Annotated in this window: 21 protein-coding genes and 4 pseudogenes; 9 read left to right on the forward strand and 16 right to left on the reverse strand. The window is 72.1% G+C overall.

Annotated elements, in window-relative coordinates:
* Positions 1-34: 34 nt before the first annotated feature.
* From V2W30_RS06155 to V2W30_RS06175, 5 genes and pseudogenes are all read right to left on the reverse strand, one after another.
* Complete coding sequence (locus V2W30_RS06155; protein WP_338694280.1) at positions 35-892, reverse strand: SGNH/GDSL hydrolase family protein; 858 nt, start codon at positions 890-892, stop codon at positions 35-37.
* A pseudogene (locus V2W30_RS06160) lies at positions 889-2,039 on the reverse strand (glycosyltransferase). Before V2W30_RS06160 ends, V2W30_RS06155 begins: the two are co-directional and overlap by 4 nt.
* A pseudogene (locus tag V2W30_RS06165) lies at positions 2,036-3,162 on the reverse strand (glycosyltransferase family 4 protein). The pseudogenes V2W30_RS06160 and V2W30_RS06165 overlap by 4 nt, the downstream one beginning before the upstream one ends.
* Before the next feature lie 174 nt (positions 3,163-3,336).
* Positions 3,337-4,748 (reverse strand): annotated as a pseudogene (locus tag V2W30_RS06170) (HEAT repeat domain-containing protein).
* Between the two features lie 280 nt (positions 4,749-5,028).
* Positions 5,029-5,421 (reverse strand): ankyrin repeat domain-containing protein, encoded by a 393-nt coding sequence (locus V2W30_RS06175; RefSeq protein ID WP_338694282.1) that lies wholly within the window; start codon positions 5,419-5,421, stop codon positions 5,029-5,031.
* 281 nt (positions 5,422-5,702) lie between these two features.
* Here V2W30_RS06175 and V2W30_RS06180 point away from each other — a divergent pair, with 281 nt between their 5' ends.
* Both V2W30_RS06180 and V2W30_RS06185 read left to right on the forward strand, forming a co-directional pair.
* Complete coding sequence (locus tag V2W30_RS06180; RefSeq protein ID WP_018534760.1) at positions 5,703-5,897, forward strand: hypothetical protein; 195 nt, start codon at positions 5,703-5,705, stop codon at positions 5,895-5,897.
* A gap of 37 nt (positions 5,898-5,934) precedes the next feature.
* Complete coding sequence (locus tag V2W30_RS06185) at positions 5,935-7,509, forward strand: hypothetical protein (protein WP_338694287.1); 1,575 nt, start codon at positions 5,935-5,937, stop codon at positions 7,507-7,509.
* Positions 7,510-7,515: 6 nt separating this feature from the next.
* On the opposite strand, the gene V2W30_RS06190 is transcribed toward V2W30_RS06185, so the two are convergent.
* The gene (locus V2W30_RS06190; protein ID WP_338694288.1) at positions 7,516-9,015 is read right to left on the reverse strand and encodes a PLP-dependent aminotransferase family protein; all 1,500 of its coding nucleotides are present in this window, start codon (positions 9,013-9,015) and stop codon (positions 7,516-7,518) included.
* Positions 9,016-9,114: 99 nt separating this feature from the next.
* On the opposite strand from V2W30_RS06190, the gene V2W30_RS06195 reads away from it, so the two are divergent.
* From V2W30_RS06195 to V2W30_RS06210, 4 genes are all read left to right on the forward strand, one after another.
* A complete protein-coding gene (locus tag V2W30_RS06195; protein ID WP_338694290.1) occupies positions 9,115-9,795 on the forward strand; it encodes a hypothetical protein in 681 nt (226 codons plus the stop codon).
* On the forward strand, positions 9,792-10,559 hold the full coding sequence (locus V2W30_RS06200) for a glycerophosphodiester phosphodiesterase (protein ID WP_338694292.1): 768 nt from the start codon (positions 9,792-9,794) through the stop codon (positions 10,557-10,559). Before V2W30_RS06195 ends, V2W30_RS06200 begins: the two co-directional genes overlap by 4 nt.
* A gap of 43 nt (positions 10,560-10,602) precedes the next feature.
* Positions 10,603-11,958 (forward strand): MFS transporter, encoded by a 1,356-nt coding sequence (locus V2W30_RS06205; RefSeq protein WP_338694293.1) that lies wholly within the window; start codon positions 10,603-10,605, stop codon positions 11,956-11,958.
* A 254-nt stretch (positions 11,959-12,212) separates the two neighbouring features.
* A complete protein-coding gene (locus V2W30_RS06210; RefSeq protein WP_164314920.1) occupies positions 12,213-12,587 on the forward strand; it encodes an RNA polymerase-binding protein RbpA in 375 nt (124 codons plus the stop codon).
* Positions 12,588-12,680: 93 nt separating this feature from the next.
* On the opposite strand, the gene fxsA is transcribed toward V2W30_RS06210, so the two are convergent.
* The 4 genes and pseudogenes from fxsA to V2W30_RS06230 form a co-directional block, all read right to left on the reverse strand.
* Complete coding sequence (gene fxsA, locus V2W30_RS06215) at positions 12,681-13,268, reverse strand: FxsA family membrane protein (RefSeq protein WP_338694300.1); 588 nt, start codon at positions 13,266-13,268, stop codon at positions 12,681-12,683.
* A 58-nt stretch (positions 13,269-13,326) separates the two neighbouring features.
* Positions 13,327-14,100 (reverse strand): polyprenol monophosphomannose synthase, encoded by a 774-nt coding sequence (locus V2W30_RS06220; RefSeq protein WP_338694302.1) that lies wholly within the window; start codon positions 14,098-14,100, stop codon positions 13,327-13,329.
* 500 nt (positions 14,101-14,600) lie between these two features.
* Positions 14,601-16,213 (reverse strand): annotated as a pseudogene (locus tag V2W30_RS06225) (amidohydrolase).
* 86 nt (positions 16,214-16,299) lie between these two features.
* Positions 16,300-16,740, reverse strand: a complete 441-nt coding sequence (locus V2W30_RS06230) for an Lrp/AsnC family transcriptional regulator (RefSeq protein WP_018534770.1) — start codon at positions 16,738-16,740, stop codon at positions 16,300-16,302.
* Between the two features lie 226 nt (positions 16,741-16,966).
* Here V2W30_RS06230 and V2W30_RS06235 point away from each other — a divergent pair, with 226 nt between their 5' ends.
* On the forward strand, positions 16,967-17,410 hold the full coding sequence (locus V2W30_RS06235) for a hypothetical protein (RefSeq protein ID WP_338694304.1): 444 nt from the start codon (positions 16,967-16,969) through the stop codon (positions 17,408-17,410).
* A 9-nt stretch (positions 17,411-17,419) separates the two neighbouring features.
* On the opposite strand, the gene V2W30_RS06240 is transcribed toward V2W30_RS06235, so the two are convergent.
* The 3 genes from V2W30_RS06240 to V2W30_RS06250 form a co-directional block, all read right to left on the reverse strand.
* A complete protein-coding gene (locus tag V2W30_RS06240; protein WP_338694305.1) occupies positions 17,420-18,532 on the reverse strand; it encodes a phosphotransferase family protein in 1,113 nt (370 codons plus the stop codon).
* Between the two features lie 36 nt (positions 18,533-18,568).
* Positions 18,569-19,642, reverse strand: coding sequence for a hypothetical protein (locus V2W30_RS06245; RefSeq protein WP_338703504.1), 1,074 nt, complete (start codon positions 19,640-19,642; stop codon positions 18,569-18,571).
* Between the two features lie 538 nt (positions 19,643-20,180).
* Complete coding sequence (locus V2W30_RS06250; protein ID WP_338694306.1) at positions 20,181-21,344, reverse strand: acyl-CoA dehydrogenase family protein; 1,164 nt, start codon at positions 21,342-21,344, stop codon at positions 20,181-20,183.
* 341 nt (positions 21,345-21,685) lie between these two features.
* Between V2W30_RS06250 and V2W30_RS06255 the strand changes: the two genes are divergently transcribed.
* The gene (locus tag V2W30_RS06255; RefSeq protein WP_338694308.1) at positions 21,686-22,927 is read left to right on the forward strand and encodes a glycoside hydrolase family 18 protein; all 1,242 of its coding nucleotides are present in this window, start codon (positions 21,686-21,688) and stop codon (positions 22,925-22,927) included.
* A 60-nt stretch (positions 22,928-22,987) separates the two neighbouring features.
* Here the strand turns inward: V2W30_RS06255 and V2W30_RS06260 are convergent, their stop codons facing one another.
* The gene (locus V2W30_RS06260) at positions 22,988-23,617 is read right to left on the reverse strand and encodes a TetR/AcrR family transcriptional regulator (protein WP_338694309.1); all 630 of its coding nucleotides are present in this window, start codon (positions 23,615-23,617) and stop codon (positions 22,988-22,990) included.
* Positions 23,618-23,688: 71 nt separating this feature from the next.
* Positions 23,689-23,841, reverse strand: coding sequence for an SCO1431 family membrane protein (locus V2W30_RS06265; RefSeq protein ID WP_338694311.1), 153 nt, complete (start codon positions 23,839-23,841; stop codon positions 23,689-23,691).
* A gap of 235 nt (positions 23,842-24,076) precedes the next feature.
* Here V2W30_RS06265 and V2W30_RS06270 point away from each other — a divergent pair, with 235 nt between their 5' ends.
* Positions 24,077-25,558, forward strand: a complete 1,482-nt coding sequence (locus tag V2W30_RS06270; RefSeq protein ID WP_338694313.1) for a M1 family metallopeptidase — start codon at positions 24,077-24,079, stop codon at positions 25,556-25,558.
* A gap of 396 nt (positions 25,559-25,954) precedes the next feature.
* On the opposite strand, the gene V2W30_RS06275 is transcribed toward V2W30_RS06270, so the two are convergent.
* On the reverse strand, positions 25,955-26,275 hold the full coding sequence (locus V2W30_RS06275) for a hypothetical protein (RefSeq protein WP_338694315.1): 321 nt from the start codon (positions 26,273-26,275) through the stop codon (positions 25,955-25,957).
* Positions 26,276-26,512: the final 237 nt, after the last annotated feature.

Genomic DNA, 26,512 nt, shown 5'->3' on the forward strand with positions numbered 1-26,512 from the left:
ACGCCCGCGGCTGTCTCCTCGTCTACGTCCTCGCTCATGTGCCCGCTTCGGCACGGCTCGGCATCAGGGCCCTGGCCACCCCGGCCGACGCCCGCAGGTCGAGGCGCGCGCTGGTGCCGCGCAGCTCGTGCCGGACCTCGTCCGCGGCCAGGGCCATGAGCTGCGGCAGCAGGTCGGTGCACCGCCGCGCCACCCAGCCGGTGCCTGCGGTGGCCAGCCACCAGAAGCCGGACGCCCGGGTCGGCGGAGGCCGGTCCGGCTCGGTGTCGGGGGCCTGACCGAGGTCCGCCCCGGTGGCGGCGAGGACCGCGTGGAAGCGGGCGGCGAAGTGGCGGTGCCCCCGCTCCCCGGGGTGCAGCCGGTCCGCGCTCCACATCGTCCGGTCGGCCACCCACGCGCCGTCGCAGGCGTGCAGATGGACGGCTCCGTGTCGTTCGGACAGGGCGTGGACCACGGAGTTGACCGCGTGCTGCCGCCGCGCGAGAGGGCGCGCCAGGGCACCCGGCAGGCCCAGCATGGCGCCCGGGTCGGGCAGGCACGCGGTGAGCACGGTCGCGCCGCGCGCGGCGAACGCGCCGTAGACGGTGTCGAGTTGTGCGGCCACGGCCTGGATGTCGAAGGTGCGGCGCAGGGTGTCGTTGACGCCGACGACGACGGACACGATGTCCGGGGCGAAGTTCAGGGCCGCCGACAGCTGCCGTCCGACCACGTCGGAGGTCTGCGCGCCGCTGACCGCGAAGTTCCGGAACTCCACGGGCACTTCGGCGGGCGCGAGCCCTTCGGCGAGGAGTGCCGCCCAGCCCCGCCATCCGCCGCCGTCCCGACCGGCGACGGGGTCTCCGACGCCTTCGGCGAGGGAGTCGCCGAGCGCGGCGAACCGGACCGCCTTCATGCCGCACCCCGCTCCCGCGCCGGTACGGGCGCGTCGTGAGCGGCGAGAAAGGCCGCCACGGCCGCGTCCCACCCGAAGCACTCGGCACGCGCGCGTGCGGCCCGCCTGCGTCGCCCCTCGGGCCGTGCGAGCACATCGCGCACCGCGTCGGCGAACGCGGCGCCGTTGTCGCTCGCCACGGCTCCGGCCGTGCCGATCACCTCGGGCAGCGCGGAGGAGGCACTGACGACGACCGGGGTGCCGCAGGCCAGCGCCTCCAGGGCCGCGAGGCCGAACGTCTCGGCGGGTCCGGGTGACAGGCACACGTCGGCCGAGGCCTGGAGCGCCGCGAGTGCGCCGCGGTCGGCGATGTGCCCGAGGAAGGAGACCGGCAACCCCGTGACCGGGCGCGCTGTTCGAGCCGGGTGCGCAGCGGTCCGTCGCCCGCGACGACGAGCCGCGCGGGCACGCCGCGACGCCGCAGCTCCGCCACCGCGTCCAGCCCCGTCCCCGGCCGCTTCTCCACGGAGAGCCGCGTACACATGACGAGCAGCACCTCGCCCACGCGCGCGTGCCGCGCCCGCACTCGCGCGTCCGACGCCTCGGGCCGGCATCGCACGAGATCGACGCCGAGGGGCGCCCGGACGACATTGCGCGCTCCGATCCGTACGAACTCGCGCTCGGCCCATTCCGTGGTGCACACCACGCGCGCGTAGGCGTGCGCCGTACGGGAGTTGAGCTCGTCGGCGGCCCGGCGTGCGGCCCGCTCAGGCACTCCCCAGGTGCGCAGGACGCCGTGTGCGGTCTCGTGGGACACCATCACGGCGGGCACCCGGGCGCGCCGCGCCCATGCGCCGGTCCAGCGCAGGGTGGTCCGGTCCGAGACCTCCAGGCGGTCGGGGCGCAGCTCCTCCAGCAGCCGTGCCACGCGCCGGCGTTCGGTCAGGACCCGGTAGCCGCCGGTGGCGGGCATGGACGGCCCCGGCAGGGTGATGAGGCGCCCCTGGGCGCCGTTCCGGTCGCTGAAGCGCTCCCCGGGCACGATCAGCACGGGTTCGTGCCCGGCCGCGCGGTATCCGGTCCCCAACTCCCGCAGTGCGGTGCGCAGTCCTCCGGACGCGGGTGCGACGAAGTTCGCGAGCCGTACGATCCGCAGCGCCCCGCTCATGCCGCGACCGCCGTCCGGCGTGCGTCGAGCACCTCGGTGTAGTGCTCGACGAGGAGGTCGCCCACGGCCTCCCAGGTCCGGCCGGCGACGGCGGCGCGCCCTGCGGCCCCGTAGGCGGCCCGCAGCCCCGGGTCAGCGGCGAGCGCCCGTACGGCGTCCCGCACCGCGTCGCCGTCGTTCGGCGGCACGAGCAGCCCGGTCCTGCCGTGGTCCACGAGGTCGAGCGGACCGCCGGCGGCCGGTGCGATCACCGGCACGCCGCTCGCCATGGCCTCCTGGACGGTCTGGCAGAACGTCTCGTACGGCCCGGTGTGCGCGAACACGTCCAACGAGGCGAAGATCCGGGCGAGTTCGTCGCCGGTGCGCCGCCCGAGGAACACCGCTCCGGGCAGTGCGGCCCGCAGCGAGGTCGCGCTGGGCCCGTCCCCGACGATCACGACCCGCACCCCGTCGAGGCCGCAGGTCCGCGCCAGCAGGTCCACCCGTTTCTCGGGCGCGAGCCGCCCCACGTATCCGACGAGCAGCTCCTTGCGGGGCGCCAGCTCGGCGCGCAGCCGGTCGTCGCGCCGCTCGGGCCGGAACCGTACGGCGTCCACGCCCCGCGGCCACAGCCGCACCCGGGCACTCCGTGGGCCTCCAGGTCGCGCCGCGCGGCGGTGGACGGCGCGAGGGTGCGGTCGGCGGCGGTGTGCACCCCGCGGATCCGCCGCCAGGCCGCGGCCTCGCCCGCCCCCATGTACGTACGGGCGTAACCCGCGAGGTCGGTCTGGTAGACGGCGACGGCGGGGACGCCGCACCGCGCGGCGGCGTTCATACCGCGCACGCCGAGCACGAACGGGCCGGCCAGATGGACGATGTCGGCCCGGTGCGCGGCCACGGCCTGGGTGACACGGCGGCTGGGCAGCGCGACCCGGACCTGGGGGTAGCCGGGCAGCGGCAGGGACGGCACACGGACGACGGGGCACGGGGCGGCGGCGTCCGCCTCGGGCGCGGCGGTGGTGTCCGGGGCGACGACGAGGGGGTCGTGACCGCGGGCGGCGAGGTGCCGCGCGGTCTGGAGGGCGCAGTGCGCCACCCCGTTGATGTCGGGCGGGAAGGACTCGGTCACGATGACGACACGCATACCGGTGTTGTCGCCGCTCCGGACGTGCCCACGTCAACATGGATCTTTCCTCGCAGGGAACGTCCCATGAGCGTCGGACCGACCCGGGAAACGGGCGGCATCCAGGGCGAACAACGGGAGGCGGGCCCCGTGCCACGGGCCGCCTCCCGTACATCGAACCGTCACATCAGCGGTTCACAGGGCCGTGGCGTCGGGTCCGATGCGGCTGCGCACGGCGGTCTGCACGTCGTCCTCCTCGGCCGGGTCGGCGGCGAGGCGGCGCAGCTGCTCGACGACGCGGGCGTCACCGGTCTCGGCGTGCCGGGCGGCGATCTCGCGAGTGGATTCCTCGCAGTCCCACAGGCACTCGACGGCGAATCCGGCGGCGAAGGAGGGGTCGGTGGCGGCGAGGGCGCGGGCGGCGTGCCCGCGCAGATGGGACGACGCGGTCTCGCGGTAGATGTGCCGCAGGACGGGGGCGGCGCAGGCGATGCCGAGCCGTCCTGCCCCGTCGACGAGCGGCCAGAGGGTCGGGGCGTCGGGTCCGTCGCCGCGCAGTGCCTCGCGCAGGGCGTGCAGCACGAGGTCGCTGTCCCGGGCACCGCCGCGGCAGGCGAGCATCCGTCCGGCGGCGGCGCCGAGCGCGTCGGGGCGGGGGCCCAGCGGCGGGCGCGCTCGACGGTGGCGACGCTGCGCATCCGCTCGAAGGCGTCGAGCGCGGCGTCGACGACCGCGCGGGAGGAGCTCTCCACGGCGGCCTCGATGAGATCCAGTACGGCGGGATCGTGGGAGTCGGCGAGGTAGCGCAGCGCGGTGCAGCGCGCCCCGTCGGTGCCGTCCTGCGCGGCCCGCAGGATCTCGGGTCGGTCCTCGGGTCCGGCGACGGCCGAGAGGCAGCGCGCGGCGGGCACGTACAGCACGGCGCCGCGCTCGAAGCCTTCCTGGGCCCACGCGAAGACGGCCTGGACGCTCCACTCGGGGCGTGGCCCCGACGGGCGCATCTGCCGCTGCCAGCGGTCGAATGAGCCGGCTTCCTGGGCGGCACGCACGCGGGCGCCCACGTGGGGGCGTGAGTCCTCGGCCCACAGCCGCCAGGGCCGCGGCTCGTAGGCGTCGCGAACGGCGGCCACGAGCTCGGCCTCGGCGTCCGCGGGGAAGCGGGCGAGGACCGGCTCGGCCAGGGCGCGCAGGCCCGCGTCGTCGTCGCGCAGGGCCAGCTCGTCGAGGGCCCAGGCCCAGCTGCCGCCGAACGCCGCGTACCTGCGCAGCAGTTCGAGGGCGTCACGCCTGCCGTAAGAGGCGAGGTGGCCGAGGACGGACAGCGCGAGCCCGGTTCGGGACTCGTCCGTGTCGAGGAGATCCTCGGGATCGAAGAGGTGCCGCTCGATCTCCCCGAGCTCTCCGTGGAGATCGAGGTAGAGGCGGGCGTAGTACAGCGAGCGGTTCTCCACCTGCCAGTCGTGGCGGGGGTCGCTCAGCACACAGTGGTTCAGAGCCGCGAGAGCCTCGTCCCGCGGCGCCGTCAGGGCGTGCAGCGTGCCGTCACCGCGGCCTCGCTGCAACAGGCCGAGCAGCGTACCGCTGGGCGCTATGACCGGTTCGAACATGGGAAACAGCCTCACATCAAGCGTCGACGCAACCGGGAACCTGCAACTACCTGGCCACGCGACAACACGTCGGAGCGCCCGCCGTCTCTTGCTTGCTGTAGACCATCTCTCTGCCTCTCGTCCAAGGCCCGATTCCGGGCCGCTTACGGCCCGCGCGGCACGTGGGCACCACCTGCCCCGCCGTCGCGTCCGTAAATCACGCCGTCATCATGACCCAGCGGTTCAGCCCGCCGCGACCACATTTCCTGTACCCCCGTTTTGCCTGGTCAGAGCTGTTGGCTCAGGAACCCCCGAAGAGTTCCACCAGCTCCGTCTTGCCGAACATCCGAGCCGTGTCGACCGCCGAGGGCGTCCCCGCGGCCGGATCGGCGCCCCCGTCGAGCAGCGCCCGGATCACGGCCTCCTCGCCCTTGAACACGGCGCCCGCGAGCGGGGTCTGCCCCTTGTCGTTCGGACGGTTCACATCGGCGTCGCGCGCCACCAGGGCGCGGACCGCGTCGGTGTGCCCGTGGTAGGCGGCGAGCATGACGAGCGTGTCTCCCCGGTCGTTCGTGAGGTTCGCGGGCACACCCGCGTCCACGTACGCCGCGAGCGCCTCCGCCTCGCCCTTGCGCGCGAGGTCGAAGATCTTGGTGGCCAGCTCCACGACCTCCGGGTCGGGGGCTTCGCTCATCTGCTGAACCGCCTTTCGCGTCCGTGCCGGTACGGCCCTGCGGCCGTACGAGTGAATCGACAGAGTACTGCCCGCCGGGGCACATGAGCCGACCCCGCCGAGGCAAAGATCACCAACAGTGCCCACGACCGTCCGGTAGCACGCCCGGGTGGCTCACCAACTGTCTGCCGACCGGGTGAAATCAACAAAATTCCACCCATTTGCACCTTTTGTCGTATAGATACATGCTGTGAGCCTGGAAGAACTCATGGTGACTGTCCCCATCAACCAGGAGAACCCTCATGATCCTGTCCATCTCGGGCGTCGTGCTGCTCGGCATCATCGTCTTCCTGTTCTTCCGCAAGGACGGCCTGAAGGCTTCGCACGCACTGGTCTGCGCCCTCTTCGGCTTCTACTTGGCGGGCACGGCCATCGCCCCGAGCATCAAGGCAGGCGGCGCGAGTCTCGCCAGCCTGCTCGGCGGGATCAAGTTCTGACGGCCCATCCACCCGCACACACCTTCAGGAGAATGAAGTGGCCAGGCGCCCTCTCCCCCGCATTCTGAGCAATGGCAGCGCCTCGATCGCCCGGAGCCGGGAAATGGCACGGACGGCCGCCGACGGTGCCACCGACGTTCTCCATCCGCTCATCACGATCACCCGAGGACTGCGCCGGCTGGCTGCCGCCGGGCGGCGCAAGTGGTCGGACACTCCCAAGGACCGGCGCGGACCACTGCTGTTCCTGGTGGCCGCCGTCGTCCTGGTCGTGGTGTTCATTCCGTACGGGCCGCTGCTGGCGCTCATCACCCTGATGGCGGCGGCCGGATGGAAGGGCCGGGACCCCAAGGTGCCGGCCCCCACCGGACCGGACGAGTCGCAGGTACAGCGACTGTCCTCGCTGTACGAGGCGCTCGTCCCGTACTTCTCCGTCGCGGAGGACCCGAGCCCGCTCTACGCCCACGGCGGCGAGTGGGAGAAGGCCTTCGAGACCTACGACTTCGACGGTGACGGCCGCTTCGACCGCCTGTCGATCCGCTACCCCGCGTACTTCACCGACGGTGAGCCCGAGTCCAGGGCCCGCATCGAACAGCTGCTCCACGCCAAGCTGGGCCGGGGCCGCGAGTACCACTTCCAGTGGGACGAGGAGGGCAACCACCTGACGGTGTCGGTGCTCGCCCCGCTTCCCACCGACATCGCCGCGCAGCGCTTCGTGACCGCTCCCGGCGAGACCGTGCTCGGCTTCACCGACGAGACCGGTGTGCAGCGCACGCTGCCGGTCCTGGAGGGGGACGAACAGCGGGACGCGCCGCCGGTCGTGTGGCGCACCGGCGTCCGCTCCACCGAGCCGCACCTGCTGATCGTCGGCCAGCCCGGCAGCGGCACCACGTCCCTGATGCGCTCGATCGCCCTCCAGGCGCTCCAGCACGGGGACATCCTCGTCATCGAGGGCAGCGGAACCGGCGACTACGCGTGCCTGGCCGGGCGGGACGGAGTCCTCGCCGTGGAGTGCGGGCTCGCGGGAGCGCTGGCCAGCCTCGAATGGGCCGCCCACGAGACGGAGCGGCGGCTGATCGCCGCGAACCGGGCGCGGCAGGCCGGGCATCCGGTGCCGGACGACATCAAACGCCCCCTGTGGATCCTGCTGGACCGGCCGAGCGCCCTGGGACACCTCGCGGCGGCGGACGGCCGTACGGACCCGCAGACCCTGCTCCAGGTTCCGCTGCGGCACGGCAGGGCGGCGGGCGTGACGGTCGTCGTCGCCGATCAGTTCGACAGCCTCGACGCGGTGATCGAGCCGGTCCGCCAGCACACCCGCGCGCGCGTGGTGCTCGGTCCGGCCACCCTGGACGAGCTCGACGACGTCCTGGGCACCCTCCCTCCGACGACCCCCACCGCCGACGTCCCGGCCGGCCGCGGCTACGCGCGCCTCGGCTCGGGCCCGGTCCACCGCCTCCAGGTGCCGGCGACCCCGGACCCGTACGACGACGCGACGAGCGAGACCCACCGGCAGGCGGTGCTCGCCCTGCTGCCGCAGCGCGTCGCACCGGCCGACTCCGGCACCGCGGTCGAGGCGGCGCCGGACGAGGCCGAGGCGCTCGCCGACCGGTAGGAGCGATCAGGCGATCAGGGTGCGCGGCACGTCCCCGCCCGCACCCTGGCCCTCCGTCACGAGCCGCGCCGCCGCGGCGAGCCGAACCGCCGCTTCGTCGGCGACCGCGCCGCCCACGGTGAACGGCAGCCGCACATAGCCCTCGAACGCTCCGTCGACGCCGAAGCGCGGTCCCGAGGGGACCCGTACGCCGACCCGCTCGCCCACCTCGGCGAGCCGGGACCCGGACAGACCGCCGGCCTTGACCCACAGCGTCAGGCCGCCGTCCGGGACGTCGAACTCCCACCCCGGCAGCTCCCGGCGCACGGCCGCGACCAGCGCGTCCCGGTTCTCCAGCGCCTGTTCACGGCGCAGTTGCACGGCGTTCTCCCAGCCCCCGGTGTTCATCAGCCAGTTCACGGCCAACTGCTCGACGACCGGGGTGCCCAGGTCGGCGTAGGCGCGCGCGGCGACCAGGCTGCGGATGACGTCCGGCGCCGCCCGCACCCACCCGATGCGCATCCCCGCCCAGAACGCCTTGCTGGCCGAGCCGACCGTGATGACCGTGGATCCGGCGGGGTCGAACGCGCAGACGCGGCGCGGCATCACCCGGTCCGCGTCGAAGTACAGCTCGGTCATCGTCTCGTCGACCACGAGCACCGTGCCGGCCGAACGCGCGGCGTCGACCAGCGAGCGGCGCTGTTCCTCGTCGGCGAGGGCCCCGGTCGGGTTGTGGAAGTCGGCGACCACGTAGGCGAGCCGGGGCGCGGCGTCCCGCAGGACCTGCCGCCAACGGTCGAGGTCCCAGCCGGTCAGACCGTCGGCCATCGCGACGGGGACGAGCCGCAGCCCGGCCTCGCGCATGAGCTGGAGGATGTTGGCGTACGAGGGCGACTCGACGGCCACCCGCTCGCCGCGCCCGGCGAAGAGGTGGCAGATCGCGTCCATGGCGCCCATCGCGCCGGTGGTGACCATGATCTGCTCGGGCATGGTCGGGATGCCGTGGGCGGTGTACCGCTCGGCGATCATCGTGCGCAGCGCGGGCAGACCGGCCGGGTAGTCGCCGTGGGTGTGGGCGTACGGGGGAAGCTCTTCGAGGGCGCCCTGGACGGCCCGGGTCAGCCACGGTTCGGGCGCGGGGAGTGCCGCGGTGCCGAGGTCGATCATCGAGCCGAGGGCCTCGGGCGGCAGCGGTTCGAGGCCGCGCGCGGGCAGCGGATTGCCGGCCGGGACCGCGGTCCAACTGCCCGCTCCCCTGCGGGACTCCAGGAACCCCTCGCCGCGCAGCGCCTCGTAGGCGGCGGCGACCGTGGTGCGGCTCACCGACATGGACAGGGCGAGCTCCCGCTCGGCGGGCAGCCGGGTGGCGACGGGGACGCGGCCTTCCAGGACGAGCAGCCGGATGCCGTCGGCGAGCGCTCGGTAGGCGGGCGGGCGGCGGGTGCCGGGGCCCGCGGGGCGCGACTGCTGCGAGGTGAGCAGCCGGGCGAGCTGGGCCGAGCCGATCGCCGAAGTCCACTGAGCCATGAGATCCAGTCCACCTTTCCCGAATTGGCCATGGTTGGCCTGCCCATACGAGCCACAGAGTGTCACGAGTCAGGCCACTACCACCACAGGGGGCACCACTTGTCCGCGCCGTCGTCCACCTCACCCACCTCCGTCGGCGGCCCGTCCCTGCGTCGGCTCGTCCAGCTCTTCGTCGGCCTGATCCTCTACGGGGCAAGCGACGCCCTGCTCGTCCAGGCGGGACTCGGGCTGGAGCCGTGGGGCGTGCTGCACCAGGGCCTCGCCGAACTGTCGGGCATCTCGATCGGCGTCGTCTCCATCATCATCGGCGCCGTCGTGCTGCTGCTCTGGATCCCGCTGCGGCAGCGCCCCGGGCTCGGCACGGTCTCCAACGTCTTCCTGGTGGGCCTCTCGATGGACGCGACGATCGCGCTGGTGCCGATGCCCGACGCGTACGGCCTGCGCGTCCCGATGCTGCTGACCGGCGTCGTGCTCAACGGTGTGGCGACCGGTCTGTACATCGCGGCCAACTACGGCCCGGGTCCGCGCGACGGCCTGATGACCGGTCTGCACCGGCGTACGGGCCGCTCGATCCGCCTGGTGCGGACCGTCATCGAGGTCACGGTCTGCGTCGTCGGCTTCGCGCTGGGCGGGACCATCGGCGTGGGCACGGTGGTCTACGCCGTGGCGATCGGCCCGCTGGCCCAGTACTTCCTGCGTGTCTTCGCCGCCGCCGAGCCGCCCGCCGGTCCGACCGCGGCCACCGAGGCGTCACCGGGGCAGGCGATACTGCGACCGTGACCGCGCGCGTACGCCACCCCTACCTCGACCATCCGGGTCCGCTCGCCCTCGCCCACCGGGGCGGGGCGGCGGACAGCCTGGAGAACACCGCCCTCGCGTTCCGCCGCGCGGTGGACCTCGGCTACCGGTACATCGAGACCGACGTCCACACGACGCGGGACGGCCGGCTCGTCGCCTTCCACGACACGACCCTCGACCGCGTCACGGACGGCAGCGGCCTGATCGCCGACCTGCCCTGGGACGAGGTGCGCCACGCGCGCGTGGCGGGCAGCGAACCCGTCCCCCTCTTCGAGGAGCTCCTGGAGACCTTCCCGGACGTCCGCTGGAACGTGGACGTCAAGGCCGAGCCCGCGCTCATCCCCCTCCTCGACCTGATCCGCCGCACGCGCGCGTGGGACCGCGTCTGCGTCGGCTCCTTCTCGGAGGCGCGCGTCGCCCGCGCCCAGGCACTCGCGGGCCCGCGCCTGGCCACCTCGTACGGCACCAAGGGCGTGCTCGGGCTGCGCCTGAGGTCGTACGGGCTCCCGGCCGCCCTGCGCCGCTCCGCGGTCTGCGCCCAGGTGCCCGTCGCGCACGCCGGGGTCCGGGTGGTCGACCACCGCTTCGTCCGGGCCGCTCACGCGCGCGGGTTGCAGGTCCATGTCTGGACCGTCAACGAGGAGGACGAGATGAGGCGTCTTCTCGACCTCGGGGTCGATGGCATAGTTTCCGATCACATCGAGACGCTGCGCGAAGTGCTGAAGAGCCGGGAAACCTGGGCCTGACGCCCGCGCGGCGGGGGACCACGGGGATCACGAGGGGGCACGGGTGGGCACCGGCACCGTGCGGGGGACGGCGACGGGAGCGACCGCGCTCGCCGAGCGCAGGCGCGAACAACGCGGCTGGTACTTCTACGACTGGGCGTGCTCGGTCTATTCGACGAGTGTCCTGACCGTCTTCCTGGGTCCCTATCTGACCTCGGTCGCGAAGACGGCGGCGGACGCGGACGGGTTCGTGCACCCGCTCGGCATCCCGGTCCGCGCGGGCTCCTTCTTCGCGTACACGGTCTCCCTGTCGGTGATCCTGTCCGTCTTCGTGATGCCCCTGGCGGGCGCGGCGGCCGACCGTACGGGCCGCAAGAAGCCGCTGCTCGCCCTCTCCGCCTATACGGGCGCGGCGGCGACGGCCGGCATGTTCTTCCTGGAGGGCGAGCGCTACCTGCTCGGCGGCGCTCTTCTTGTAGTGGCGAATTCCGCTCTCGCCGTCTCGATGGTGCTGTACAACTCCTACTTGCCGCAGATCGCGCCTCCCGAGGAACGCGACGCGGTGTCGTCGCGCGGCTGGGCCTTCGGCTACGCGTCGGGCGCGCTCGTCCTCGTGGCGAATCTGGTGCTGTACGCGAACTACGACACGTTCGGCGTCTCGGAGGCGACGGCCGTGCGCATCTGTCTCGCGTCGGCAGGTGTGTGGTGGGGCGCTTTCACCCTGGTGCCGCTACGCCGTCTGCGCGACCGGCGCTCGACACGCGCGCCCGGTGGTACGGCGCCGGGTCTGCGTCACCTGGTCGCCACCGTCCGGGACATGCGCCGCCACCCGCTGACCCTCTCGTTCCTGCTGGCGTATCTCGTCTACAACGACGGCGTCCAGACGGTGATCTCGCAGGCCTCGGTCTACGGCTCCGAGGAACTCGGCCTCGAACAGTCGACGCTGATCGTGGCCGTGCTCCTCGTCCAGGTCCTGGCGGTGGTCGGCGCGCTCGCGATGGGCCGCCTCGCGCGCGCGTACGGCGCCCAGCGCACGATCCTCGGTTCCCTGGTGGCGTGGACGGTGACGATCGGGGCGGGCTACTTCCTGCCCGCGAACGCGCCCGTGTGGTTCTTCGTCCTCGCCGTCGGCATCGGGCTCGTCCTGGGCGGCACGCAGGCCCTGTCCCGCTCGCTGTTCTCGCATCTCGTACCGCCGGGCAAAGAAGCGGAGTACTTCTCCGCGTACGAGATGAGCGACCGGGGCATGAGCTGGCTGGGGCCCCTGGTGTTCGGCCTGGCGTACCAGCTGACCGGGAGCTACCGGGACGCGATCGTGTCCCTCGTCGCGTTCTTTCTGGTGGGTTTCGTCCTGCTCGCGCGGGTACCTGTGCGGCAGGCGGTGCGCGACGCGGGAAATCCCGTACCGGCCCGGATTTAGCACCTGAACGCAAAGGCCGGTAGTGTACGCGGTTGGCCTGCCAGGCGTACCGTTACTGCACGTCGATAATACGAAACACTAGGTGACATCTGGTGTCAGATGTGACAAACCGGGCGCCGGTGGGTACAACAAGGGGCGGCTACGACGGCGACGCATGACCCGGAACGGGAATCTTTACCGCCGACCGGACGTTGACCGGATGACGACGACAGCGACACCTGTCCTGTGGGCGACAAGCCCGGGAGGCACGATTCATGAGTGAGCGAGCTCTTCGCGGTACACGCCTCGTAGTGACGAGCTACGAGACGGACCGCGGCATCGACCTGGCCCCGCGCCAGGCCGTGGAGTACGCATGCGAGAAGGGCCATCGCTTTGAGATGCCCTTCTCGGTGGAGGCCGAAATTCCGTCGGAGTGGGAGTGCAAGGTCTGCGGGGCCCAGGCACTTCTTGTCGACGGTGACGGCCCTGAGGAGAAGAAGGCCAAGCCCGCCCGTACGCATTGGGACATGCTGATGGAGCGGCGCACCCGCGAGGAGCTCGAAGAGGTCCTCGAGGAGCGCCTGGCGGTGCTGCGCTCGGGCGCGATGAACATCGCGGTCCACCCGAGGGACAGCCGCAAGTCCGCGTGACCCTGCGGGGCAACCGCAGTTCGTGAGACGGCCGGGGCCGGACACACATCGTGTGTCCGGCCCCGGCCTTTCGCGTGCCTGTCGTCGGGTCGGTCAGGCGGGCATGATCGGCGGGCGCGGGTCCGAGTCGTCCCGGTGACCGCCCGGACGCTCGTCCTCCCGGACGACCTCGCCCTGGATCACGGTGCCACCGGTCTGGCGCATCCGGGCCTGCTGGAACGCGCTGCCCAGCGAGCCCTCGCCGACGGCGCTCATCTTCCGCTCGATGGTGCGCTCCGTGTAGCGGCTGACGGCCGTGCGCAGCGGCGGCACGAGGAGCAGCAGACCGAGAGCGTCCGAGATCAGCCCGGGGATCATCAGGAGCAGTCCGGCGAGCATCAGCAGGCCGTTGCCCTGCGAGCGCTGCTCGCCGGTCTCCACGGCCCCGTTCTGCCGGCGCTGGATCGTCTCGGTCAGGTTCTGGAACGCGCGGCGCCCGGCCGACTTGATCACGACGCCGCCCAGCACCAGGCCGGCCAGCAGGATCAGGAAGACGGTGAAGCCACCGGTCGCGCCCGCCACCATCGTCAGCAGCCAGATCTCCAGGATCACCCAGGCGGCGACGCCGAGGGGCAGAAGCCTGCGCAGACGGGAGCCTTTGGCTCCTGAGGGCCGGTTGCGGGGCGGGGTGCCAGTCGTCATGCCCCCAGTGTGCCTGGGGGCGGGTCCGAGTGGCGTAAGAGAGGGATCAAGATCGCTCTCAGCGGACGTCGGAGCCGCGGCCGAGGATCTTGCCCACCCGCTCCCCCACGCCCCACGTGGTGACCCGCCACAGGGCCTCCACGACGATGTCCTTGCTCATCTTGGAGTCGCCCAGCTCGCGTTCGACGAAGGTGATGGGGACTTCGACCACGTGGTGGCCGGCCTTGACCGCGCGGCGGGCCAGGTCGACCTGGAAGCAGTAGCCCTGCGAGGCGACCTCGCCGAGTCCGAGGCTCTCCAGGGTCTCCCGGCGGAAGGCGCGGAAGCCGCCGGTGACGTCGCGGATCGGGACGTCCAGGAGGAGGCGCGAGTACGTGGAGCCGCCGCGGGAGAGGAACTCGCGGGACTTGGGCCAGTTCACGACCCGGCCGCCCGGCACCCAGCGGGAGCCGAGCACCAGGTCGGCGCCCTTGAGCGCGGTGAGCAGCCGGGGCAGTTCCTCCGGCTGGTGCGAACCGTCCGCGTCCATCTCGACCAGCACGCCGTAGTCGTGCTCCATGCCCCAGGCGAAGCCCGCGAGATAGGCGGCGCCGAGGCCTTCCTTGCCGGTGCGGTGCAGGACGTGGACCCGCTCGTCGGCGGCGGCCAGTTCGTCGGCGAGCTTGCCGGTGCCGTCGGGGCTGTTGTCGTCGGCGACCAGGACGTGCGCCTCGGGCACGGCGGCCCGGACACGCCCCACGATGGACTTGATGTTCTCGGCCTCGTTGAAGGTCGGGATGATCACCAAGGCCGTACCCAGAGGGCCGAACCTGCGCCCACCGCCGTCGCTCACAGCTTCCCCTTAAAACTTCCGTCCAGAAGGGGACCACCATAGCGAGCACGTCTGTTCGTTCCGATCAGGCGCCCTGTTCTCGGGCGGATCGGGTCCTGCGGATCGGGGCCGGGCGTCCTTCGGGCCGACCTGGGGCCCGCTGGCTGCGGGTCGACCGAAAGCCGTTGTCTACTGAACGCCCGGGCCCCACCCGGGTCGCACCTGGCCGACCGGCCGGAACGTTCCAGCGCCCCGTGGCGCGGGCGCTGGGCCTGGCTCCCAGTGGTGGTACGCCGGTGCGGCGCACCACCCCCTCACCCAGCCGCGTTCGAGCCTCGCGTGGACTTCCCCGGTCGTACCTGGAGGTGGTGGACCCGGCCGAACCTACCCGCCGACCGCCGCGTGCTGTCAACAGCCGTTCGACCTGGGACTCTTCCTGAACGCCCCTGGTCAGGGCGGAGGACACGCAGGTCGTACGGGACGACGACGCGCCGGGATCCGGTGCGCGCCGCCCCGGTACATCACTCGTCCGGCCGTACGAAGACCGTCTGTCCGAAGACCACCGTCCGCAGGCAGACCGGGAGTTGGGCGCCCGGCGTGAGGTCGGGAAGGCCCGGAGTCCCGGAGCGCGGGTCGGTCGACCAGCGGGCGACACGGTCGTCCGGGGCCTGCACGACGAGCTCGTCCGTGCGCCACACCGCGTAGTCCGCGGGAGCGCCCGGGACGAGGATGCCGGCGTCGTCGCGGCCGACGGCCCGCCAGCCGCCGCGGGTGTGCGCGGTGAACGCGGCGCGTACGGAGACCCGGTGCTCGGGCGTGCGGTGGAAGGCGGCCGCGCGGATCGTGCCCCACGGGTCGAGCGGGGTGACCGGGCTGTCGGAGCCGAAGGCGAGCGGGACGCCGGCGCGCAGCAGGGCCGCGTACGGGTTGAGGGTGCGCGCCCGTTCGACGCCGAGGCGGTCGGCGTACATGCCGTCCTCGCCGCCCCACAGGGCGTCGAAGGCGGGCTGCACCGAGGCGGTGAGGCCGAACTCGGCGAAGGCGGCCACGGTTTCGGGGGTGAGCATCTCGGCGTGCTCGACGCGGTGCCGGGCGGCGCGCACGCGCGCGAGGCCGACCTTCTCGGCCGCGGCGCGCATCCCGTCGACCACAGCGGTCACGGCGGCGTCCCCGATGGCGTGGAAGCCCGCCTGGAGGCCCGCCTCGGTGCAGGCGACCACATGGGCCGCGACGTCGTCCGCCGAGAGGTAGGCGGTGCCGGTGTGCCCCGCGTCGGCGTAGGGGGCGTGGAGGCAGGCCGTGTGGGAGCCGAGGGCGCCGTCGACGAAGAGGTCGCCCGCGGCGCCGAGCGCGCCGAGGCCGCGGGCCCGCTCGATGTCGCGGTCCGCCCAGTAGCCGGCGACACGGGGGCCGGGCTCGGAGCGGGCGAGGTCGAGCAGTCCGGTGAAGTCGTCCTCGGAGGAGATGTCGGGGCCGCCGCACTCGTGGAGCGAGCCGATGCCGAGGGAGGCGGCGTGCCGCAGGGCCGCGCGCTGGGCCTCGACGCGCTGCTGCGGTCCGACGGCGCCGAGCGCCGCTCCGCGCACGGCGTGGTGCGCGTCGCGGGTGAGGGGCCCTCGGGGTCGTATCCGGCGCGGTCGGTGACGCCCGGGACGAGGTCGAGCAGGGCGGTGCTGACGGCCGCCGAGTGCACGTCGATACGGGAGAGGTAGACCGGGCGGCCGCCGGTGGCCTCGTCGAGTTCGGCGCGGGTGGGCGGCTGCCGGTCGGGCCAGCGGGCGGCGTCCCAGCCGTGGCCGAGCAGGACCCGGTCGGCGGGTCGGGCCGTGGCGTGTTCCCGTACGAGGGTGAGGGCTTCGGCGCGGGAGCGGGCGGCCGTGAGGTCGAGGCCGGTCAGGGCGAGGCCGGTCGACGTGGTGTGCACGTGGGCGTCGGTGAACGCCGGGGTGACCAGGGCGCCGTCGAGGTCGACGACCTCGTCCACACCGTCCGCGAACGCGTCCGCCGCGCCTTCCGAACCGACCCAGGCGACGTGTCCCGCCTCCACGACCATGGCGGTGGCGAAGGGGTCTGCGGGGCTGTGGACCTCGCCGCGTCGCAGGAGGACGGTACGGGTGCTGGGGGGCGTGCTCATGAGGGACAGTGTCCCGCGCCGGGAGGCCCGGTCCGCCGCCGGGGTCCCTTTTGTGCCGGGCCGCGACCCGATCCGCCGGGCAGGCCCTAGATGCGCGGGGGGCGCGCCTCGTACGGGGTGGAGAGGACCACCGTCGTGCGGGTCGAGACGCCCGCGAGGGAACGGACCCGGGCGAGGAGGTTCTCCAGTTCGTGCGGGGTCTCCACGCGCACCTTCAGGATGTAGTTCTCGTCGCCGGCCACGCTGTGGCAGGCCTCGATCTCGGGGACGCCCGCGAGGCGCTCCGCGATGTCGTCGGGGGCGCTCGGGTCGAACGGCTTCACCGAGATGAACGCGGTGAGGGGCAGGCCGACCGCTTCGGGGTCGACGACCGCGGCGTAGCCACGGATCACGCCGCGCTGTTCGAGGCGGCGCACCCGCTGGTGCACGGCCGACGTGGACAGGCCCGTGGCCTTGCCCAGGTCGGTGTAGCTCATCCGCCCGTCCTTGACGAGCAGCTGCACGATCTGTCGGTCGAGCTCCTCCATGCCGCAGAACCTACAGGTCCGGTGATCTCCCCGGATACCGGGAAGACGCCGTCGCGGGCCCTTTCGCCTACCTCTCTCCCCGCATCTGCAATCGGCATGTGACGAAGACCACACCCTTTGGGCCGTGTCCTGGGGCATGTGGCGATTACCCCGACGGCGGGACGGGAAGTGCTTGCTGTGGTCGAGGCCGCGGCTCCTGGTCGGCCCACCCGAGGGGGAGATTCCCATGCAGAGTGTGAAGCGTTCCGGACGCCCTGCCACGCGAAACCGCAAGCAGACGATCGTCGAACCCCAGCCGGAGGGTGTCGAACCCGACGCCTTCGACGACGAAGAGGGCGACGAGTACGACACGTTCGAGATGTACCGGGTGATCTGCCCGGACTGTGCCCAGCCCATCGCGCTCCTGGCGGACGAGGACGTGCTGCCCGAGCACGCGCACGTGGCCTCGCCGTGGAACCCGTTCGGGCTCACGGTCTGCGCGGGCACCGGCCGCACGGCCGCCGAGGCGCGGCCCGCCGACGAGCTGACGGGCGCGCAGGAGCAGGACACCGCCCTGCTGCTGACGCTCCCGCAGGGGCTCGACTGGCGCACGCAGCCGTTCTCGCACGTCGGCGGTCCCGGCTCGCGCCCGCTGCGGGTGCCCGAGCAGCCCGCCCGACGCGCCGCCTGACCGGGGGGATCAGGCCCGCTCGTCCCAGTAACTGCCCTGCACCATGGCCCGCAGACTGTCGTGGTGCAGGATCAGTGTGTCCGGATCCGCGGGTACCTCGGCCTCGCCGAAGTGGATCTGGCGGTAGGCGACGCGGAGCATCACCACGGCGTGCCGCAATGCGGCGTAGAGCGTGTAGAAGTCCATGGACCGGGGCGTGTGGCCGGTGAGTTCGGCGTAGCGCGCCTCGACGCGATCGCGGCGCAGGAAGTCGGGCAGTCCGTCCTGGCCGAAGCTCTCCGTGAGGTCCTGGAAGAACCGGTGGAGGTACACGGTCCAGCCGAGGTCGACCTCGCGCGGGGCGAGCGCCGCCATCTCCCAGTCGAGGACGGCGGCCGGTTCGAAGCCGTCGTAGATGATGTTGCCGATCCGGGCGTCGCCCCAGTTGAGGACGGAATCACCCACGTCGTGCGGCCAGAGTTCCTCCAGCCGCTCGAAGGCGCTCTCGATGAGCGGTGAGCGCGGCAGGCCGTCCACCACCCAGGCGTAGTAGGCGCGTTGGGCCGTGACGTGGCGGCGCAGCGGGCTGCCCTCTCCCGGCAACGCGAGGAAGTCCGCCTCGCCGGCCGGCACGCCGTCGTGCAGCCGGGCGAGCAACCGGATGCTCGCGTCCTCCAGACGGGCGCGCTCCTCGTCGCTCGCCGCGTGCAGCCAGTTTCCCTCGTACGTGTAAGGCATCACGTCGGGCGGCACCCGTCCGGCGACGCGCTCCATCACGAAGAACGGCGCGCCGAGCGGCCCCGGATCCTCCTCCAGCCAGAGCACGCGCGGCACCGGCAGGCCGGTGCGGTCGGCGGCGAGGCGCATCGTGCGGTACTGCCTCGGCATGTCGTACACCGGGAAGATCGTGTACGCGGACGGGTCCGCCGCCAGCCTCAACGCGCAGGCCCGCGCGGGTGGTTCGGGGTGCTCGATGTCGAAGAGGAGGGTCTCGCTGGACATGCCGTTGGACTCGGGGACGGTGACGTTCACCGCCTTCGCTCCGGGCAGCCGGTGCGCCAGCCAGGCGGTGAGGCGCCGGGCGATCTCCTCGGGCTCGCGGGTGGAGGTGCGTGGCCGGGGCTGCCGTGGTGCTGTCGCCATCACCGAACTCCCTTTCCGTACCGGGTTGTCGGGGTGTCAGGGCCGGGCGGGCGCCACCGAGTCGAAGCCGGTGAAGCCGCTCGGGTCGTGGCGGCCGAAGCTGCCGTGCTCGAAGATGCCGTGGCCGACCTGCCCGTCGAGGGTGTAGCGGGCGGCGTGGTCGATGACTCCGTAGGCGGCCATCGGGTGTGCCGCGGGGTCGGAGAGGTCGTACGCCCGGCGGTCGGTCCAGCCGCGGCCCCGCCAAGTGCCGTGCTGCCAGTCGTCGGCCGGCGGGTAGCCCGCGCCGACGGCCAGCGGCGACGAGGCGAGGATCTCCACGCCCAGTTCGAGCGGTTTGCCGTCGGCCGGGTCGGTGAGGCGGATGATGGCGCTCTCGGGGTGGCGGGTGCCGGGGCGGTAGGTGATGTCGGTGCGGGGCCAGCCGAGTTGGCGGTCGCGGCGGCCTTCGCGGACGAGGGTGGCGTCGTTCAGCGTGCGGTGGCCGTCGGCGTCCTCCTGGGTGATGACCATCAGGAAGCGGTCGTCGAAGCGGACCGGCGCCCAGATCCAGTGGAAGCCCTCGGTCGGGTGCTCCTGGGCGAGCCGGCCACCCTCCTCGCCGGGCACGGGGCGCACGCCCCAACTCCGGTCACGGGTCCCGGTCCAGCCCTCGACGTCGAGGTCCCTGCCGCCGATCCGCAGCCGTCCGTCGCACCGCCCGGCCTGCACGAACCGCTTGCCCTCCAGGGTCAGCCTGCCGCCCTTGCGCTGGATGTGGTGCGGCTCCCACAGGGCGGGGAAGTCGGCGCTCCAGTTCATCTCGTACGAGAGTCCGTCGGGGTCGTCCGGGTCCGCGGCGCAGGTGAGGATGAAATCCTTCAGCGGGCGCTCGACCATGATGCGCAGCGGGCCGACGGCCATCTTCATACGGGTGTCGTCGCGCAGGGCGTCCGAGGCGCGGACGGCGTGCAGGGTGTCGCCGACGCGCAGAGTGGCGTAGGCGTCGATCACTCCGAGGTTGGGGTAGACGCCGAGGCCGACGATGAGGAGGAACTCCCCCGTGGGGTCGACGAGATGGAAGATGCAGCGGTCGTAGGCGTTGCGGTCGCTCGTCGCGACGTGCTTCATCGACAGGGGCACCTGATGGACGGGGTACTCGTCGAGAGCGACGGGTCGGTCGTCGTCGACCACGGCAAACCTCCTCGGGCGTACGGCAGTTGACGTCGCCCGGAAGGGGTGCGGCCCGCCCGGCGGCGGACTTGACGGTACGTCAGCTCTCGATCAGAGGCCAGATGTTCGACTTGTCTACGCACGGGCACGGTTATGCCGCGAACTCACGCTCGATTACGTCAACCGGTGACCGCCCCGTCCCCCTGCCGTTGTTCTGGCATGACCCCGACGCAGCCCCCTGCCACTGCGCCCACCGGCCGACGCAGGCGCATCCTGGTCCCTGCTGCCTCAGCGACCGCAGAATCGGTTCACCCGCCACAGGCGCCGCTCGCGACACACACGCCTCTTCCGTCTCCTCAGCCCCACGCCCACCCGCAGGATCCGCCGATCTACCGGGCCCTGATCACCACCTGGGCCGATCGCGGCAGGACGCTGCCGGGGCGGCACGACCCCGAGTGGGCGCGCCTGATCGCGCCCACCGTACGGACCGGTCAGTTCAGCGCGACTCCGGACCCGCGAGGTGACGTGCGATGACCATGCGCTGGATCTGATTGGTGCCCTCGACGATCTGGAGCACCTTGGCCTCCCGCATGAAGCGCTCGACCGGGAAGTCCGCGGTGTAGCCGTATCCGCCGAAGACCTGCACCGCGTCCGTGGTGACCTTCATGGCGGCGTCCGTGCACAGCAGCTTCGCCATGGCCGCCTGCTTGGAGAACGGCCGGCCCGCGTCCCGCAGTCTGGCCGCCGACAGATACAGGGCGCGACCCGCCTCGATCTGCGTCGCCATGTCCGCGAGCATGAAGCGAAGGCCCTGGAAGTCGGCGATGGGGTGGCCGAACTGCGACCGGTCCTTCGCGTACGCCACCGCCGCGTCGAGCGCGGCCTGGGCCACGCCGATCGCGCAGGCCGCGATGCCGAGCCGGCCCGAGTCGAGCGCGGACAGGGCGATCTGGAAGCCCTGCCCCTCGTCCCCGATGCGGCGCGTGTCACTGATCCGCACGCCGTCGAAGTGGACCTGGGCGGTGGGCGAGCCCTTCATGCCCATCTTCTTCTCCGGCGCCGCCGCGCTCAGACCCTCCGCGTCCCCGGGCACCAGGAACGCCGTGATGCCGCGCGCGCCTTCGCCACCGCTGCGGGCGAGGACCGTGTAGAAGTCGGCGACGCCGCCATGGGTGATCCACGCCTTGGTCCCCGTGAGCACCCACGCGTCACCGTCCTTGACCGCCTTCGTCCGCAACGAGGCGGCGTCGGACCCGGACGCGGGTTCGGAGAGGCAGTACGCGCCGAGCAGGCCGCCGCCGAGCATGTCGGGCAGGTGCTCCGAGCGCTGCTCCTTGGTGCCGAAGTTCGCGAGGGCGTGACAGGCCAGCGAGTGCACGCTGACGCCGAGCCCCACCGTGAGCCGGGCGGCCGCCAGCTCTTCGAGGACCTGGAGGTAGACCTCGTACGGCTGGTCGCCGCCGCCGAACTCCGAGTCGTACGGCAGACCGAGCAGGCCCGACGACGAGAGCAGGGTGAACGTCTCGCGGGGGAAGCGGCCCGCCTCCTCGTCCTCGGACGCACGCGGGGCGATCTCCCGCTGCGCCAGGTCCCGGACCAACTGCATCAGGTCCTGAGCTTCGTCCGTCGGCAGCTGACGCTCGACTCCTGGCTCCGGCATGGCGACGCTCTCCTCCCTGGGCGGGCGCTGCGGCGGTGCACGCGGGGTGAGGCGGCGCCGCCGGGTGGTCACTCCGAGCCGATGCTGCGCTTCCGGGTCTCGGAAAGTGCTGATCAGCGGCTTCGGTGTGTTGAGTATTCCCGATCCGGAGCCTCCCGTCACTAGTTAACGACCGCTTACTCCAAGTTTTTGGCGAGGGGCCCCTGGGGCGGGTGCGGCGCGTGAAGGAACCGGGGAAATTGGTTCGGACCATTGACCTCACTGGTCTAGTCCTTCTAATCTGCGGCGCGCAGGTCCAGCACGACTTCCCCCCATGCTCCCCTCCCCCACGAGGAGACACGATGCTCAGACCGCACCTCCCCCGCGCCCGTTTCAAGGCGCTCCTCTCCGCCGCGTGTTGCGCCGTTCTCGGCGCCGGGATGCTCGCCTCGGCCGGCAGCGCGGCGGCCCAGCCGGACACCGACTCCGCCACCGCGGCGGCCGGTTCGAAGGTCGTCGGATACTTCACCGAGTGGGGTGTCTACGACCGGAACTACCACGTCAAGAACATCCAGACGTCCGGTTCCGCCGACAAGCTCACGCACATCAACTACGCCTTCGGCAACGTCCAGGGCGGCAAGTGCGCGATGGGCGACTCCTACGCCGCGACCGACAAGGCGTACACCGCGGACCAGTCCGTGGACGGGGTCGCCGACACCTGGGACCAGGAGCTGCGCGGCAACTTCAACCAGCTGCGCAAGCTGAAGAAGCTCCACCCCGACCTCAAGGTCCTCTGGTCCTTCGGCGGCTGGACCTGGTCCGGCGGGTTCACCGAGGCCGCCAAGGACCCGGCCGCGTTCGCCCAGTCGTGCTACGACCTCGTCGAGAACTCCAAGTGGGCCGATGTCTTCGACGGCATCGACATCGACTGGGAGTACCCGAACGCGTGCGGGCTCAGCTGCGACACCAGCGGGCGCGAGGCGTACAAGAACCTGCTGGGGGCGCTGCGCTCGAAGTTCGGCAGCGGGGCGCTCGTCACGTCCGCCATCCCGGCCGACGCCTCCGACGGGGGCAAGCTGGACGCCGCCGACTACGCGGGCGCGGCCCAGTACGTCGACTGGTACAACCCGATGACGTACGACTTCTTCGGCGCCTGGGACGCGCAGGGCCCGACGGCCCCGCACTCGCCGCTGACCTCGTACGACGGGATCCCGAAGGCCGGGTACGACACCGCCTCGACGATCACCGAGCTCAAGGCGATGGGCGTTCCCGCGTCCAAGCTGCTGCTCGGGATCGGGTTCTACGGGCGCGGCTGGACCGGCGTCACCCAGGCGGCTCCCGGCGGGACCGCGACCGGGCCGGCGGCCGGCACGTACGAGCAGGGCATCGACGACTACAAGCAGCTCAAGACGAAGTGCCCCACGACGGGCACGGTCGGCGGCACCGCCTACGCGTACTGCGGGAACAACTGGTGGAGCTACGACACCCCGGCGACCATCGCGGGGAAGATGGACTACAAGAACCAGCAGGGCCTGGGCGGCACCTTCTTCTGGGAGCTGTCCGGTGACACGACGGGCGGCGAGCTGATCAAGGCGATCGACTAGACGTCACCCGAAGGGATTCGGGCGGGGTTCCGGTGCGCCGGGCCCCGCCCTTCTCGTCCCTCACGGGCGCGGCGGCGCCGGGTACGACGGCTCGAACTCCTCGATGACGCGCAGGGTTTCGCCGAGCGTGCGGACCAACAGGGCGCGCACCGTGCTCCGTTCGACCTCCTGGTGGCCGATCCAGTCGAGCGTGATGCCCTCCACGCTGCACAGCCAGCCGAGCAGCGCCATGCGGGCCAGCTGGGGCAGCTCCGGCCGCCCGTAGACGCCCTGGGCGATCGTCTCGATCATCACCGCGCGCACGCCGTCCCGTACGGCCTGCACCTGGGTGTCGAAGCCGACGCCCCCGGTGACGATCGTGCGGTACGCCGCCTGGTGGTGCTCGGCGTAGCGCAGGTAGCCGTCGATGGTGCGGTGGACGCGGTCGACCGGGGCGAGGTCCCCGGCGGTGGCGGCACGGTCGACGAGGTCGCCGACGGAGTCCTCGATGATCGCGAGGTAGTAGCCGCGCTTGGACGTGAAGTAGTAGTAGATCAGACCCTTGGCGACGCCCGCGTGCTGTGCGATCTCGTCCATGGACAGGGCGTCGTAGGACGTGTCGGCGAACAACTTCCGGCCGATGGCGATGAGTTCGGCGCGGCGGGTGGCGGACCGGTCGGTGCCGCGCGCCCGCTGGTGGCTCTCGTTCAATTCGGGTCCTGGTCTCCGGCTCCCTGCGGAGTCCGCAGTATGGCAGCTTCCCGGACCCCGGGTGGCTCAGGTCACATCCAGCCGACCTGTGTGACGAACATCGCGAGGACCACGACGAAGGTCCAGCCCATGACGTGTTCGAGGATCTTCGGTCCGCCGTCCTCGGGGCCGCCCGTGCGGGTGCGGGCGGAGGCGGGGGCGGCGGCAGCGGAGCTTGCGGTCATGGGTGTCTCGCTCGGGTCGTGGTCGTCGTCGTGACAGCAGTCCCGGCAGTGGCCCTGGCAGCGGCCCCGGCCGTGACTCCCCCCGTCCCGTCCACCTTGCCACCGGTCCGCCTTTTTGCGGCCGAGACCTTGGTCACGCACAACCGGGGCGCGATGCCGTGCGTCCGACATTGCGTCCCGTGTTTCGACGCGTCCGGGGTTCTTCGACGCGTTCCGTCCGACCGGAAGGTTCACGATGCGCACGTACCGGACGTCCCGCCGCAGAGCCCGTCTCGCGCTCGCCGCCGCGCTCACCGTCACCGCCGCGCTGACCGGTCCCGCGGCCGTCTCGCGGGCCAGTGCCGAGACGCCCACGCCGGGTGCGGCGGGCCTCGGTGACCCGATGTTCCCGCTCGACGGAAACGGCGGGTACACGGTCCGCCACTACAAGCTCGACTTCGACTGGCGGGCGCCGAAGACCCCGTTCCCCGCGGCGACGACGATCCGGGCGACCGCCACGCAGGCCCTTTCGCGCTTCGACCTGGACTTCGCGGGCAACGAACTGCACGCGGTCACCGTCAACGGCAGCCCCGCGCAGACCCGCAGGGACGGCGACGAGCTGATCATCACGCCCAAGTCCCCTATACCAAGAGGTAGTTCGTTCACCGTGAAGGTCGGGTACACCGCCGATCCGACACAGATCCGCCACCGCGACGACGCGATCGAGGACTACGGCTGGATCCCCACGCCGGACGGCACGGTCCTGTATCCACAGCCCAACGGCGCCAAGATGATCTTCCCGTCGAACGATCACCCGAGCGCCCGCGCGCCCTTCACGGTGCGCGTCACGACGCCCGGCGACCTCACGGCCGTCTCCAACGGCAGACTCGTCGACCGGGCCGAGCGGCCCGGCGGGCGCGTGCGCTGGACGTACGACTCGGAGCAGCCGGTCGCCACCCAGCTGGTCCAACTGGCCATCGGGAAGTACCGGTTGATCGACAGCACCGGCCCGGACGGCGTCGCCCTGCGCGATGTCGTACCCGACGACCTGGTGGCCCCCACGAAGCAGTACCGAGACCTGACACCGGATCACCTCGCATGGCTGCGCGCCCAGTTGGGCTCGTACCCCTTCAAGCGGTACGGGGTTCTCGTCGGCGACACCGATCTGGGGGTCGCCCTGGAGACGCAGACGCTCTCCCTGCTCCCCAAGGCGGACTTGCTCGGCACCCGGGTCGACGCCGAGCGCAACCTCGTCCACGAGCTGACCCACCAGTGGATCGGCGACAGCGTCGGGATCGCGACCTGGTCGGACCTGTGGCTCAGCGAGGGCCACGCCCGCTTCTACGAGCGGCTCTACTCCGAGGCACACGGCGGCGACAGCTTCGAGGCCGCGATGAGGACGGCGTACGAGAACCACGACCAGTGGCGCCACGACTACGGCGCCCCGGCCGAGCCCACCGAGCCCAACCTCTTCAAGCGGATGCGCTACGACGGCTCCGCACTCGTCCTGTACGCGCTGCGCGAGAAGGTCGGCACCGAGACGTTCCAGCGGATCGAGCGGGCCTGGGTGGCGAAGTACCGCGGCCGGACGACGTCGACGGCCGACTACATCGCCACCGCCTCGAAGGCCGCGGGCCAGGACCTGTCCGGCTTCCTGCGGCCGTGGCTGTACGGGGCGACGACGCCGCCGATGCCGGGCCACCCGGACTGGGTGGTGCGGCCGGTCGTCACCGGCTGACACGCGAACGCCCTGCCGGTGCATAACGTCGGCAGGGCGTCCTCGAGTAGCCATCACGCCCGCAGACGCGAATGGATGCCCCGAGCGTACTCACGGGCACTGACATCAAGGGCCGCTGAAGCCGGGGCGTGCAGGCGCCCGGCTTCAGCGGCGGAGGGGACAGCGGACGGGGTAGGTCAGGCCCGCTGCCTCTCCGATACATACGGCTCGCACGCGGAGACCGGATGCAGCATCGGCCCACAATTTCTCGGGGCCGCCGACGCCGAGGCGCAGCGGCGTCGTCCCCAACAGATCACCCTGCGCGCCACGTTGAGGATCGGCTGCTCCCGGCTGCACCAGGCGAGGTGGCGGCGCTCAGACAGTCGTATCGAGGGCCAGAGGGCGCGGCATGTGCCCTCAAGCGCCCGCGTGCGCGGTCAGGCAGGCCGTCATGACCCCGGCGGATGTGGTGAGTTCGGCGAGGAACGTGAGCCGAGTGCCGGGGTAGTTCTCCTGGCAGACGGCGAGGGGGACACCGGTGTCGAGGTCCGTGATGTCGACGAAGGCGGTGCACCGGTACGCCGGCACGTCGAACCCCTGGTACTCGGCGGTCCCCGTCGCCCAGTTCGTGCTGGACAGCGTCAAGCAGGCACCGCTCTCGACAAGAGCCGCGTTGCTGACGTAGACGCGGGCGACCGGGGCCGGACCGCACAGGACGTCGATGATCGGCGAGAACATCGGCGATCCGAGTGCGCGGACTTTCGTCCTGGGTTCGCACGAGGCAGGTCCGTCCGGACTCTTGTACCGGACGTGTACGCAGGCTGGTTCAGCCAGTGGGCTGGTGACGGCCGGTTGCGGCGACTGGCTCACCGGCACAGCCTCAGGGCCGGCGGTACGGGTCCGCGTGGCTGTGACCGTGACGCGTGGTGCGGGGGTCTGGCTGGTCGGGGTGAGGGAGGCATCGGGCTTCTTGCC

Origin of the sequence: Streptomyces sp. Q6 (assembly GCF_036967205.1) — a bacterium.
Classification (GTDB): domain Bacteria; phylum Actinomycetota; class Actinomycetes; order Streptomycetales; family Streptomycetaceae; genus Streptomyces; species Streptomyces citrinus.

Excerpts from the sequence above, each read along its gene's own strand:
- V2W30_RS06210 (WP_164314920.1), top strand. The coding sequence starts at position 12,213 with ATGAGTGAGCGAGCTCTTCGCGGTACACGCCTCGTAGTGACGAGCTAC.
- V2W30_RS06250 (WP_338694306.1), bottom strand. The coding sequence starts at position 21,344 with ATGCCGGAGCCAGGAGTCGAGCGTCAGCTGCCGACGGACGAAGCTCAG.
- V2W30_RS06235 (WP_338694304.1), top strand. The coding sequence starts at position 16,967 with ATGCAGAGTGTGAAGCGTTCCGGACGCCCTGCCACGCGAAACCGCAAG.
- V2W30_RS06240 (WP_338694305.1), bottom strand. The coding sequence starts at position 18,532 with ATGGCGACAGCACCACGGCAGCCCCGGCCACGCACCTCCACCCGCGAG.
- V2W30_RS06265 (WP_338694311.1), bottom strand. The coding sequence starts at position 23,841 with ATGACCGCAAGCTCCGCTGCCGCCGCCCCCGCCTCCGCCCGCACCCGC.
- V2W30_RS06255 (WP_338694308.1), top strand. The coding sequence starts at position 21,686 with ATGCTCAGACCGCACCTCCCCCGCGCCCGTTTCAAGGCGCTCCTCTCC.
- V2W30_RS06270 (WP_338694313.1), top strand. The coding sequence starts at position 24,077 with ATGCGCACGTACCGGACGTCCCGCCGCAGAGCCCGTCTCGCGCTCGCC.
- V2W30_RS06275 (WP_338694315.1), bottom strand. The coding sequence starts at position 26,275 with ATGTTCTCGCCGATCATCGACGTCCTGTGCGGTCCGGCCCCGGTCGCC.
- V2W30_RS06245 (WP_338703504.1), bottom strand. The coding sequence starts at position 19,642 with ATGAAGCACGTCGCGACGAGCGACCGCAACGCCTACGACCGCTGCATC.
- V2W30_RS06155 (WP_338694280.1), bottom strand. The coding sequence starts at position 892 with ATGAAGGCGGTCCGGTTCGCCGCGCTCGGCGACTCCCTCGCCGAAGGC.
- V2W30_RS06190 (WP_338694288.1), bottom strand. The coding sequence starts at position 9,015 with ATGGCTCAGTGGACTTCGGCGATCGGCTCGGCCCAGCTCGCCCGGCTG.
- fxsA (WP_338694300.1), bottom strand. The coding sequence starts at position 13,268 with ATGACGACTGGCACCCCGCCCCGCAACCGGCCCTCAGGAGCCAAAGGC.
- V2W30_RS06180 (WP_018534760.1), top strand. The coding sequence starts at position 5,703 with ATGATCCTGTCCATCTCGGGCGTCGTGCTGCTCGGCATCATCGTCTTC.
- V2W30_RS06175 (WP_338694282.1), bottom strand. The coding sequence starts at position 5,421 with ATGAGCGAAGCCCCCGACCCGGAGGTCGTGGAGCTGGCCACCAAGATC.
- V2W30_RS06230 (WP_018534770.1), bottom strand. The coding sequence starts at position 16,740 with ATGGAGGAGCTCGACCGACAGATCGTGCAGCTGCTCGTCAAGGACGGG.